The sequence below is a fragment of the Pseudoalteromonas xiamenensis genome (genome assembly GCF_017638925.1).
Classification (GTDB): Bacteria; Pseudomonadota; Gammaproteobacteria; order Enterobacterales; family Alteromonadaceae; genus Pseudoalteromonas; species Pseudoalteromonas xiamenensis.
In genome coordinates this window covers 619,881-632,322 of the sequence record NZ_CP072135.1, presented here as the reverse complement: position 1 = coordinate 632,322, position 12,442 = coordinate 619,881, and the positions used below count along the sequence as shown (strand labels likewise).

Here is a 12,442-nt window from a genome sequence, read left to right as displayed (position 1 = left end):
TCACCGATATATTCGTTAAGTTTCGATGTGTGTTAATACACATTAGGAATGAGGAAAATTAATGAAAAATTGGATCCTAACAGTTGGAGAGAATGTCCAATTGTTCAGCAGCCTGAATACCCAGACAAGTCAATACTTGCCTCTGTTGAAAAAGAACTAAATGCAGCACCGCCACTTGTTTTCGCTGAAGAAACACGTAGCCTCTATAAAAGTTTGGCCGATGTTTGCGAAGGCAAGGCTTTTTTACTTCAAGGCGGAGACTGCGCTGAGTCGTTTGGTGATTTCAGCGCAACAAATATTCGCGATACGTTTAAAACGATACTCCAAATGGCGGTTGTTTTAACTTATGGCGGTAAATGTCCTGTCGTAAAAATCGCTCGAATGGCCGGACAATACGCGAAGCCACGTTCTTCTGATTACGAAACAATTAACGGTATTGCATTACCGTCTTACCGCGGCGACATCATCAACAGTTTTGATTTTACTGAGGCTGCGCGTATTCCAGATCCACAGCGTTTAATGAAAGCCTATCATCATAGCGCTGCAACACTGAACCTACTCAGGGCATTTGCTCAAGGCGGTCTTGCGGATTTACATCAAGTTCATCGATGGAATATGAGTTTCGTAGCAGCGAACCCGTTAAAGGATAAATTCCAACAGGTCGCGGACCGAATTCAAGAAGCGCTTGAGTTTATGGAAGTGTGCGGCATTTCAAGCAGCAACGCGCCAAACTTAAGAGAAACGTCACTGTACACTTCTCATGAAGCTTTACTTCTAGGCTACGAAGAAGCACTCACTCGACGCGACCACCTAAGCGGTGATTGGTATGATTGTTCTGCGCACTTTGTATGGATTGGCGAACGTACGCGTCAATTAGATCATGCTCACATCGAGTTTTTCCGTGGCATTAAAAACCCTATCGGCGTGAAAGTTGGCCCGGGTATGAAACCCGATGAGCTTATCGAACTCATCGATGCGCTCAACCCTGAAAACATCCCTGGTCGATTAACGCTTATTACCCGCATGGGTGCTGATATACTTCCAGAAAAACTGCCAGCGCTTGTCCGTAAAGTGCAACAAGAAGGCCGCAAAGTAATTTGGTCATCAGATCCAATGCACGGTAATACAGAGAAAGCGACGACCGGATACAAAACGCGTAATTTCGATAATATATTAAAAGAAATTAGCCAGTTTTTTGCTGTCCATAAAGCGGAAGGCTCATATCCAGGTGGCGTTCATTTAGAAATGACTGGTCAGCACGTGACCGAATGCGTTGGTGGTGCATACGGTCTATCTGATGAAGACCTAGCACAGCGCTATAGAACTCAGTGTGACCCACGTCTAAATGCTGATCAGGTACTTGAACTAGGATTCCTAGTTGCTGATCTGCTTAAAGACGCAAGAACAAGTTAATAAAAAAGGAGTGTAAGCTCCTTTTTTAATATTTACGTCTCTCTAAGCCTGCCTCTGAGATTATCTTTGCCGAAATTTCCTCTATAGAAAACGAAGTTGAATTTAGAAAGGGCGTTTTGTTTTTCTTAAATAATCGTTCGACTTCCATCACTTCCATTCGACACTGACGTATGGATGCATAACGAGAGTTAGCCATTCTCTCTTCGCGAATAGCCGATAACCGTTCAGGACTTATCGTTAAACCAAAAAGCTTATGCTTGTAGGGTAGTAAGCACCTTGGGTAACTACCAGATTCCAAATCGTCTTCCGTCATTGGATAGTTAGCAGCTTTAATACCATATTGTAGAGCAAGATATAAGCTAGTTGGCGTTTTCCCGTCGCGACTTACACCGACTAAAATGATGTCAGCTTTTTCATAATCTTTAACATTTGCACCGTCGTCATTGGCTAGGGCATAGTTTACCGCATCGATCCGATAATCGTAGCTCTTTTCATGCATACTATGAGTACGGTGGACCTTTGGCACTGGCTCAAGTTTCAGCTCATGTTTGATACGTTCACTAAATACACTTAAAAAGTCATAACACACCGCATCGGAAGAACTAATGATTTCACTAAGTTTATGATTCACAAACGTGAAAAAAACTAATGGGCGTTCACCCGACTTTGCGGCAGTTTGATCAATGATTCGTTTTATCTCTAATGCCTTTTCAGGCGTTTCTACAAACGGGATCGTGCGATGATTAAATTCAGTTGGAAACAAAGAAAGTGTTGCGTGTCCAAACACTTCTGACGTGATGGCGGTGCCATCGGAAATATAAAAAGCAGTTCTCATTAGATTTTTTTCACGTTACTTTGACTTCGAATTTGAGCCAATAGGTTTACGACAGATGTCCCACCAGTGTAGAATGCTCACGACTTTTTTAAAAGAGTCACCTTTCTCTCACATTTAAAATTTGTTTTTGGAGACAGTTCCGTGCAAGACTACGTTCTCTGGTACCAAGAATTGGGCATGAATGATGTCCCAAGAGTGGGTGGTAAAAATGCATCACTCGGGGAAATGATATCTAACCTGGCAAATGCCGGTGTGCAAGTTCCGGGTGGATTTGCGACGACAGCCGAAGCTTATAATGAGTTTCTAGAGCAGTCGGGGATAAATGAAAAAATCCACACAACGTTAGATACCCTCGATGTAGATGACGTAAATGAATTAGCCAAGGTTGGCGCCCAAATAAGACAATGGATTATAGATACCCCCTTCCAACCTGAACTAGACCAAGCTATCCGTGAAGCTTATCAAACTCTACACGGTAATCCTGATACAGATGTCTCCTTCGCAGTACGCTCCTCTGCAACCGCAGAAGATATGCCAGATGCTTCTTTCGCTGGTCAACAAGAAACTTTCCTAAACGTTCGTGGTATTGACGCCGTAATGGTTGCAATCAAACACGTTTTCGCATCACTATTCAACGACCGTGCTATTTCTTATCGTGTACACCAAGGTTACGATCACCGTGGCGTTGCTTTATCAGCCGGCGTACAACGTATGGTACGTTCTGACAAAGCGTCATCAGGCGTAATGTTCAGTATTGATACGGAATCTGGTTTCGAAGATGTTGTTTTCGTTACCTCCTCTTTTGGTCTAGGTGAAATGGTCGTACAAGGTGCTGTTAACCCAGACGAATTCTACGTCCACAAACCGACTCTCGCTAAAGGCAATCCTGCAGTCGTTCGCCGTAACATTGGCTCGAAAGCGGTTCAAATGATTTACTCAAACGATCAAGAGCATGGCAAACAAGTTTCTATCGTTGATGTTGAGCCTGCTAAGTCGAACCAATTCTCGATAACAGACGAAGAAGTTCAAGAGCTTGCGAAACAAGCCGTGATCATCGAAAAGCATTACGGCCGCCCAATGGACATCGAATGGGCAAAAGACGGTAACGACGGCAAACTTTATATAGTTCAAGCGCGTCCTGAAACCGTTCGCTCTAACGAAGATGCCAACGTCATGGAACGTTTCCAATTAAAAGCGCACTCAACAGTCGTTGCTGAAGGTCGTGCGATTGGACACAAAATCGGTTCTGGCGTTGTACGTGTGTTGAACTCAATCGATGAAATGGACAAAGTTCAACAAGGTGACGTACTTGTAACGGACATGACAGACCCAGACTGGGAACCTATCATGAAACGTGCAGCCGCAATCGTAACGAATCGCGGTGGACGTACCTGTCACGCTGCAATCATTGCACGTGAATTAGGCATTCCTGCGGTAGTAGGTTGTGGTAACGCGACTGATTTGATTAAAAATAACCAGTTAGTAACTGTCTCATGTGCTGAGGGTGACACCGGTTATATTTATGACGGTAAACTCGAGTATGATGTGTTAACTTCTCGAGTTGACCAAATGCCAGACCTACCGATGAAGATTATGATGAACGTAGGTAACCCTGATAGAGCATTCGATTTCGCTCGCCTGCCGCATGCAGGTATCGGTCTTGCTCGTCTTGAGTTCATCATTAACCGTATGATTGGTGTTCATCCAAAAGCGTTAATTAACTTTGACGCCCAAGATATGGATCTTCAGGACACTATTCGCGACATGATGGCTGGCTATTCGTCTCCAGTTGAGTTTTATGTCAGCAAACTTGTAGAAGGTATTGCGACGTTAGGTTGCGCATTTGCACCTGAGCGCGTAATCGTTCGTATGTCTGATTTCAAGTCAAACGAATACGCTAATTTAGTTGGTGGACATCAGTACGAGCCGGAAGAAGAAAACCCAATGATTGGTTTCCGCGGCGCATCTCGCTACATTTCTGAAGACTTCCGTGAATGTTTTGCACTTGAGTGTGAAGCGATTAAACGTGTTCGTAACGAAATGGGCTTAACGAACGTGGAAATCATGATCCCGTTTGTACGTACACTTGAAGAAGCTGCACGTGTTATCGAGCTACTAGAAGAGCACGGTTTAAAACGTGGAGAGAATGGACTTAAAGTCATCATGATGTGCGAACTACCTTCAAATGCTCTATTAGCTGATGAGTTCCTTGAATATTTTGATGGTTTCTCAATTGGTTCGAATGACCTAACGCAATTAACGCTTGGTCTTGACCGAGATTCAGGATTGATTGCTCATTTGTTTGACGAGCGTAATCCTGCAATTAAGAAACTTCTTTCAATGGCAATTCAAACGGCTAAAGCGAAAGGCAAATACGTAGGTATTTGTGGACAAGGCCCTTCTGACCATGAAGATTTTGCTGCTTGGCTAGTAGATGAAGGCATAGACTCAGTTTCATTAAATCCAGATACGGTTCTTGAAACTTGGTTGTACTTGGCTGAAAAGTTTAAGTAAAAACGATATTTAATATGGCCAACATTGTTGGCCATTTTTATTTAAGCCGTTTATCTAGTTTGATACTAGCCTCTTTAAATGCTTTTTGCGCTTTTCTTAAATATTGCTTGGCGTTTTCATTGACCATTGAAAAACAAACAAGTGCAGCCAATAAAAATAAAATAGAAGGCCCTGGCACCACAATAAACACGAGCGCAAGAACGATAAACAAAGTCCCCAGTAAATAATATTTCGCCTTTTTCATAATCAACCTCAATGCAACGGCCTTACTAAGGGGAAAATTAGCCCCAATTGGCATGTCGATAAATCAATTTCTAACTACTACTATAATTGAACATGCTAAAAAAGTTGTTTCGTGTTGTAACAAAGAATGTAAATCCCAATTTTCTTAATAACACAACATGGTACAATAGATAAAAAGTCGCAGAACTTCAGTATCATGATTGCAAAACTTACCAAACAGGTCACTTCTAACGAATTACTTAACAAGTATATTCTGGTCTTGAATCAAAACGGTTTTACTGGCGAAACCGACACGAGCTATGCTACACGACTAGTAAACTCGACTGACAACAGTATCTACCAAGAAGTCCCCCAAGCAGTCATTTACCCAAAAAATCCGAAAGACATTCAAGTTGCTTTGCAAACTGCATCGAGTGATCCATTCTTGTCGCTAACCTTTGGACCTCGAGGCGGAGGTACTGGCACAAACGGACAAAGTTTGACACCTGGCATAGTGATTGACCTGTCGAAACACATGCGCGAGATTCTCGAGATCAACGTTGAAGAACGCTGGGTTAAAGTTCAAGCGGGTGTGATCAAAGACCAACTAAATGATTACCTAAAACCATATGGGTTCTTCTTTTCACCAGACCTGTCAACCAGTAATCGTGCAACCGTAGGCGGAATGATTAATACCGATGCATCAGGGCAGGGTTCTTTAGTCTATGGAAAAACCAGTGACCATGTACTTGCGCTAACAACTTACTTAGTTGATGGTACTGAGCTAAATACTGCGCCAATGTCAATTGAAAAAGCGAAATTGCTTGCAGAACAAGATACCAAAATCGGCAAAATTTATAAGCACGTATTAGAAACTTGTCTCGAAAAACGAGCACTAATTTTACAAAAATTTCCGCGCTTAAATCGTTTTCTAACAGGTTATGACTTAGAACATACGCTAAGTGATGACTTACAAACCTTCGACTTAAGCCGACTTATTACTGGTTCAGAAGGGTCTCTGGGTGTTGTCGCTACAGCGAAATTGAATATTACACCAATTCAACCGTTTAAAACGTTAATAAACATAAAATACGACACCTTTGATTCTGCATTAAGAAACTCACCTTTCCTCGTTTCAGCTAACGCAACTTCCGTTGAGACCGTAGATAGCAAAGTTCTGAATCTAGCTCGTGAAGATATTATTTGGCATTCTGTGTCGAATCTTATTCAAGATGTGCCGAATAAAGATATGCAAGGCCTAAACATGGTTGAATTCAATGGCGAAACGCCAGAAGAAATCCAAACCAAAGTTGAATCCTTGTGCGCTAAATTGGACTCGATGATTGAAGCGAAGCAGGCGGGTATCATCGGGTATCAACTGACTAGCGACAAGTCCGACATATTAAAAATCTACGCAATGCGTAAGAAATCAGTTGGACTTTTAGGAAATGCAAAAGGTAGCCAAAAACCAATCGCGTTTGCTGAAGATACCGCTGTGCCTCCCGAAAATTTAGCTGACTACATCGTGGAGTTCAGAGAACTGTTGGACAGTAAAGGATTGAACTATGGCATGTTCGGTCATGTCGATGCTGGCGTACTGCACGTGAGACCAGCGCTTGATATGTGCGATCCCGAACAAGAAAAAATGATGCGTCAGATCTCAGATGAAGTTGTGTCTCTTACTGCTAAGTACGGCGGTCTTATGTGGGGCGAACATGGGAAGGGGTATCGCAGTGAATACGGTCCAACTTTTTTCGGGGAAGAATTGTTTAATGAACTCAGAAAAGTTAAAACTGCGTTTGACAAAGATAACCGACTTAATCCTGGCAAAATTTGTACACCTTTAGACTCAAAAGCGTCACTCGTGTCAGTAGATGGTCAAAAGCGTGCTTGGTTTGATAAACAAATAGATGTAACTGTTCGTGAAAGTTTCGATAACGCGATGACCTGTAATGGTAACGGACTTTGCTATAATTACGATGAAGCTTCACCGATGTGTCCATCCTATAAAGTCACCAAGGATAGACGCTATTCCCCTAAAGGCCGCGCTACATTAATGAAAGAATGGTTGCGCTTACAAGAAAATCAGAGCGTAAATATTTTAGACATCGAGAAAACGTTAATTGACTCTGAAAACGATACTACGTGGTGGGAAAGGGTAGTACATACTTACAAACGTAATAGAGGTGAGTATGATTTTTCTCATGAAGTTAAGGAGTCGATGGATGAATGTTTGGCTTGTAAGGCATGTACAACTGCTTGCCCTATTAAAGTTGATGTACCAACCTTTAGATCTCGATTTTTAAATCTGTACCACAGTAAATATCTACGTCCTATAAAGGATATTTTTGTCGCACAGGTTGAACACACCGCTCCATTAATGGCTAAAGCACCAAAACTCGTGAACGCTTTGGTAACTTTTAAACCTGTGTCATGGATACTGAAATCAGTCATTGGGTATGTAGATACTCCCGAGCTTTCAGTGCCCACGCTCAACAATTTAGTATCGGACATAAATAAATTTAGCATGGTTGAATTTTCTAACTTGTCCGATGCCGAGTTGGCTAAAACTGTATTAGTTGTCCAGGATCCTTTCACTACCTTTTATGACGCTCAATTGGTTGCAGATTTTGTATCGCTAATCCAAAAGCTTGGATACACGCCATATCTGCTTCCATTTTTACCAAACGGAAAACCACAGCACGTAAAAGGCTTTTTGAAAGAATTTAAAACAACAGCCAAAAATGCTGCTGAATTTTTTAATCAACTTTCCGATTTTAACGTTCCACTCGTAGGGCTTGATGCTTCGCTCGTCATGGTTTATCGAGATGAGTATAAAGGAATTTTAACGGAGAAAGAGCGAGGCGATTTTCATGTCTTACTCGCCCATGAATGGTTAGAAGGCATAAGCTTATCGGATGTACAATCCAAGGCGCATTTGAAAAAACAAATTACACTTTTACAGCATTGTACTGAAACGACCGCAATGCCCAAATCAACCAACGTTTGGAAAGCTATTTTCAATACGTTAGATGTTGAAGTAAAAACGCCAGCCACAGGTTGTTGCGGTATGGCCGGTACATACGGTCATGAAATTCAGAATCAAGATAACTCACGACAACTCTATGAAATGAGCTGGCAGCATCATGTTCAATCAGCTGATTTTGATTCGTTAGCAGTTACTGGTTTTTCATGCCGATGTCAGGTGAAACGATTCGAAAATTCGAAACCAAAACATCCAATTCAGATCTTGAACGAAATTTTATAGAACACAGTAAATCACTTGGGCTTTATATTTAAAGCCCAATTTAACATAAATAGAAAGAGCAATTTTTATCCCACTCTAATTGGCGTTGCTACAGCTTTCGCTTCAAACCGGAAATCGCACGCTCTTTCACGTTGGTTTGAATATAGATCTGGTCGGTTGTTGCGATTTTTGCATGTCCAAGATCTTCAGACAAATGCTTCAACGGTCTTATTTGTGCATCATGCGTTGCGCCGGTGTGCCGTAACCAATGTGCTGTAGCACTCGCTAACTGTTCAGCTTCATCCACAAAACCGTCTTTTCTTAATGATGTCTCAGCTAAATCAAAACTTTCTTGTACTAAACGTCTGAGTTGTCTTACCGTCATACCACCTTGACCCCGAATTTTATGGATCACAGGAAACGCTTCATCCACTCTTGGTAAAGGGGGCAAACCGCGATAGAGCCGGTATCGTCTTAAATATTCAACGATTTCATCGCTCAACGTAACATCTCGCAACTTATTTCCTTTACCCATCACTCTAAAAAACCAAAATCCGTCAGCATCTTGCCAAAAATGGCTCATTACAGGGGACCAATGTGGTCTCTCTGAAAGCTCAGAAATTCGCAGATACAGTCCTTTTAAACAGGCCAATACAAACAAATTTCGCTCTAGATTAGGCTCTTCTTGACAAGCATCTTTTGTAACATTGAGAACATACTCCCACTGCAGATTACTCAGCGTGTCCGGTAAGTTAATTTGAGATTGTACGACGAGGTAAGGCGAGTTTTTCTTAACTACAGGGACAAAATTTGAAAAACATTTTTCTTCAAGTAGCGCAAATTTATAAAAAACATTCAATGCAGTAAACATAGCGGCCAACGTTTGTTGACTCACTTGAACCTGCTTATTAATAAACGGACGCCATGCGCCATTAACTTGTCGTCTACCTTCATTATCTTTGTAGCGCCATTGCACACTTTCCGAACACCAATCTTTTCGAGGTTCTACGACAAAATCAGTGTAAGCTTCAATGTCTTCTCTACGCAAAGTAAAAACAGATTGTCCATTGATTAACCAGGCCCATAAACAAAATCGCTCAATTTCATTACGAAATCGGTTAAATGTTCCTTCTGACTTTCGACCATACACATATAAAAATTGATAAACAAAAAGAAGCTCTTGCCCAAGCGTTGGAATAGTATGCTGAACGTTGGCAATAAAGGAGGCAAGTTCAGGATACTCTGTGTTTAATGTGCCATCTTCGATATGCGCAATTTGGTATCTTAGTTGTTTAAACACATCGACTAAAGGCACGAATGTCATCGGAGTTAATCCCTTTTTTTAGGCTTAATTCTATTTCTTATGTCCGATACTGTCCAGCCTCGTCGCCATAATTTTAAAAAGTTAGGCTCACGATTTCTCGCGAGCCTCTTCATTTAAAGCAAACCCTGTTTCTTAATAAACTGAACTAGGTCATTCGAAATAGTTTGATGTTCAGTTTGAGTAGGGTGCCAAACGCAACCTTCAAAAGTAGAACTGAACACGTGAGAATATAGTTGGAGCACCTCTTTATCTTTCAATAAGGTCATTGCCTTTTCTGTGGCTGGAATGATCAAGTCATACGGATAGGCAGGCCGCGGCATATAAACTATCGGAACTGCTGGGTACCGATTTCGGATTTGTAACGTGTATGCAACCATCTCATTGACCCACGCATTTTCTACATCTGAAATGGTATCCCATGGTTCGCCATTTTGTGGATCGGTACTGAAGTCATTTGTCCCAACCTCAATTACGATTAAGTTTGGAAATCTATCTTCAAACTCAGTTTTATCACTAAATACGGCCGAAAGTTTCTCTGTGTATGTACGAATAGTGTGGTGGGGTTGGTTACCCGACCAATTGCGGATCAGTCCAAGTCCAGAATAGGAAACTTGAGTTAAACTTGCTCCAAGTGATTTCGCACTCAAATAGGGAAAAGCAACTCGAGCATTACTCGTATTCACGATTTCTTGCCAATCACAATCTCGTTTATTTGACTCACTACCAAACCCGGCACTTATCGAATCGCCAATAAATAGAATATGAGGCTGGCTTTTAACCACACCTTCCGTTCGCCCGTCTACCTCGAATTTTAGGATCCGAGAATTATGCTCGTAGTTTTCCCAGCGCTTCACTAATTCAACAATTACGTCTATTTGATTTTCGCTTTCAAAAAGTACGAAATTTTCTGGTTCGCCGGAATAGCTTGTCAGTATTTTTTTATGCAATTTCCCATTGATTAAGACGTCAAATTGATCGCCGAAGCCGACAATTTCGACGCTGAGTTTTTTACCTATCAACCGAGTTTTTACCTGAGTACCTGGCCAATTAAAAGAAACAGAACCTTCAGTGTACTGTTTCGATATTCGACCTTCATAGGAGATAGTATGATGTGTTCCCTCAATGATTTTTGATTGCGCATAACAGGATAGGGCAATTGCCGCTATCATCAATGTTGGCTTATACATGTTGCATTCCTTTTGTGGTTTAAATCCACAAAAACTTTACCGTATTTAGTAAAGGTTTATGCTACACAAAGACGAGTTTTCGATTGAAAAATATTCATCATTTTAGAAACACCAAACCGTATATTAACGGTTATTCTGAATCACTCTGTTTTGCTTTTAAACATTTTACCACTCGCCTTAATTAGACCTACTACAACGACGCCCGCACAAAAACCAAGCACCGCGTTAAAACTTAAAGAGAACAACGTTTTTATCATGCTATTGCTAATAGTAAGGGAATCTATGTAATGACCTAAAAAAGGCAAACCATGAGAAAGTATTTCTCCACCAATGAGTAAACAGGCAACCATTCCGATGAAAGACAAAAGCGACATCAGTTGCGTCGCTAAACTAAGCAGCCCTTTACCAAATAAGTATTTAAACCCACTCGCTCGCTTTTTGATTTCGTTACGAATAATGTGTAGCGCAATATCATCGAGCTTAACGAATAGACCAACTAAGCCATACACCCCAACCGTCATGATAACGGCGATAATGGACAGCACGATAATTTGCATCATTATCGTTTGGTCCTGTATTGAACCCAGCGCAATAACAATGATTTCAGCACTTAGTACGGTATCCATTTTTATTGCGTCTTTTATTTTCTCTTTTTCGAATTCGAGCAATGAGACATTTTCATCTTGAACTGCTGCCAACAACGCTTCATGGTGAGCCGATTTTTTAAATAGGTGTAAAAATTTTTCGCTTCCTTCATAGCACAAAAATAGCCCGCCAAGCATGAGCAGGGGTTGGATCAAAAATGGTAAAAAAAGCTAAGCGCTAACGCTATTGGGACGATTATCGCTTTATTTAGAAAGCTTCCTTTTGCTACGGCCCAAACAACAGGAAGTTCACGCTCAGGCTTAATATCACCCGATAAACTTTGCGCGTTCACCGCTAAATCATCACCTAAAACAGGTGCCGTTTTACTCGCCGCGACTTTTGTTAGAAAAACGATGTCATCCAATAGTGCGAAAAATGATCCACCAGCCATACGTTATAAACTTAATGTCTTTATTTTGATTAAATTCACTTTATCTCAAGCGTTTAGACGATGCTATTAAAGAATTACAAAATCAGACACATAATTACTAGACAAACGAAACACTATTTTGTTTCTATGTTCTTTTATTACAGGCCAAAGGAAAACGATGAACTACGAAAACTATGTCGATTTAGCTATCGAAAGTGCTATCAAATCAGCAGTTAATGGAAACCTACCTTACGGATGCATCTTGCTATCACCTGAAGGCCAAGTAATAGAAACGGGCGAAAATTCAATTTTGACTAAACCCGACTTAATTGGCCATGCTGAAATAAACTTAATACAGGCACTCAAAAATAAATACTCTTCAGACTATTTAAAACAATGCACGATTGTTACGAGCGACGAACCATGCTCTATGTGTTCGTCTGCTATTTATTGGGCTGGTTTCAACAGGCTTATTTATGGTCTAAGTAAACAACGATTCTATCGTGAATTTGGCAGAGACAATCCTGATTGGGATTTCGAAATATCGGCTAAAGATATCCTATCTAAAGGCGGACGAGACACAGAAGTCATCGGGCCATTCTTAGAGGACAAAATACTCGAAATGCACAAAGCCTATAAGGCAGGAAAATTAAAATAAGCTAGTGTTAAAGTAGAATTGTTTCGA

The 12,442-nt window shown here is 41.1% G+C and carries 8 protein-coding genes and 1 pseudogene; 4 read left to right on the top strand and 5 right to left on the bottom strand.

Translation table 11 applies throughout. From position 1 onward, the window contains the following. Positions 1–48 precede the first annotated feature (48 nt). Positions 49–1,413, top strand: a complete 1,365-nt coding sequence (locus tag J5O05_RS20580; protein WP_208844812.1) for a class II 3-deoxy-7-phosphoheptulonate synthase — start codon at positions 49–51, stop codon at positions 1,411–1,413. A 25-nt stretch (positions 1,414–1,438) separates the two neighbouring features. Here the strand turns inward: J5O05_RS20580 and ppsR are convergent, their stop codons facing one another. Then, positions 1,439–2,248, bottom strand: coding sequence for a posphoenolpyruvate synthetase regulatory kinase/phosphorylase PpsR (ppsR, locus tag J5O05_RS20575; protein ID WP_208844811.1), 810 nt, complete (start codon positions 2,246–2,248; stop codon positions 1,439–1,441). A gap of 141 nt (positions 2,249–2,389) precedes the next feature. Between ppsR and ppsA the strand changes: the two genes are divergently transcribed. Further along, positions 2,390–4,762 carry a phosphoenolpyruvate synthase gene (ppsA, locus tag J5O05_RS20570; protein ID WP_208844810.1) on the top strand — a complete coding sequence of 791 codons (2,373 nt, stop codon included), beginning with the start codon at positions 2,390–2,392 and terminating at the stop codon, positions 4,760–4,762. 37 nt (positions 4,763–4,799) lie between these two features. Here ppsA and J5O05_RS20565 read toward each other — a convergent pair whose 3' ends face one another. Further along, complete coding sequence (locus J5O05_RS20565; protein ID WP_208844809.1) at positions 4,800–5,006, bottom strand: PGPGW domain-containing protein; 207 nt, start codon at positions 5,004–5,006, stop codon at positions 4,800–4,802. A gap of 195 nt (positions 5,007–5,201) precedes the next feature. Between J5O05_RS20565 and ydiJ the strand changes: the two genes are divergently transcribed. After that, entirely contained in the window at positions 5,202–8,252 is a 3,051-nt protein-coding gene (ydiJ, locus tag J5O05_RS20560; RefSeq protein WP_208844808.1) for a D-2-hydroxyglutarate dehydrogenase YdiJ, read from the top strand. A gap of 88 nt (positions 8,253–8,340) precedes the next feature. Here the strand turns inward: ydiJ and J5O05_RS20555 are convergent, their stop codons facing one another. The 3 genes and pseudogenes from J5O05_RS20555 to J5O05_RS20545 form a co-directional block, all read right to left on the bottom strand. Further along, entirely contained in the window at positions 8,341–9,555 is a 1,215-nt protein-coding gene (locus J5O05_RS20555; RefSeq protein ID WP_208844807.1) for a tyrosine-type recombinase/integrase, read from the bottom strand. A 113-nt stretch (positions 9,556–9,668) separates the two neighbouring features. Continuing rightward, on the bottom strand, positions 9,669–10,742 hold the full coding sequence (locus J5O05_RS20550; protein ID WP_208844806.1) for an SGNH/GDSL hydrolase family protein: 1,074 nt from the start codon (positions 10,740–10,742) through the stop codon (positions 9,669–9,671). A gap of 140 nt (positions 10,743–10,882) precedes the next feature. Next, positions 10,883–11,778: pseudogene (locus J5O05_RS20545) on the bottom strand (DUF808 domain-containing protein). A 157-nt stretch (positions 11,779–11,935) separates the two neighbouring features. On the opposite strand from J5O05_RS20545, the gene J5O05_RS20540 reads away from it, so the two are divergent. Then, on the top strand, positions 11,936–12,415 hold the full coding sequence (locus J5O05_RS20540) for a nucleoside deaminase (RefSeq protein WP_208844805.1): 480 nt from the start codon (positions 11,936–11,938) through the stop codon (positions 12,413–12,415). Positions 12,416–12,442: the final 27 nt, after the last annotated feature.